Source organism: Pseudomonas sp. NY15356, from assembly GCF_048068175.1.
Classification (GTDB): domain Bacteria; phylum Pseudomonadota; class Gammaproteobacteria; order Pseudomonadales; family Pseudomonadaceae; genus Aquipseudomonas; species Aquipseudomonas putida_K.
This window is the reverse complement of the sequence record NZ_JBLUPW010000114.1, coordinates 1-212: the sequence shown is the minus strand read 5'-3', so window position 1 is coordinate 212 and position 212 is coordinate 1. Positions and strand designations below refer to the sequence as shown.

Below are 212 nucleotides of genomic sequence, written 5' to 3'. Positions count from 1 at the left end.
ACGACGTTGATAGGTCGGGTGTGTAAGCGCTGTGAGGCGTTGAGCTAACCGATACTAATTGCCCGTGAGGCTTGACCATATAACACCCAAGCAATTTGCTGTTGCGAATTGCGGTGGTGAAGACGAACGAACCGAAAGTTTGCATCACAAATTCACATATCCGAATTGGCTGGCATGTCCATCTGGACGTTCTGGCAACAGAATTTCTTGAC

Annotated in this window: 1 rRNA gene; it reads left to right on the top strand. The window is 48.1% G+C overall.

Features of this window, described 5'->3' with window-relative positions:
- A 23S ribosomal RNA gene (locus ACNFCI_RS24175) occupies positions 1-79 on the top strand; the annotation flags it as partial.
- Positions 80-212: the final 133 nt, after the last annotated feature.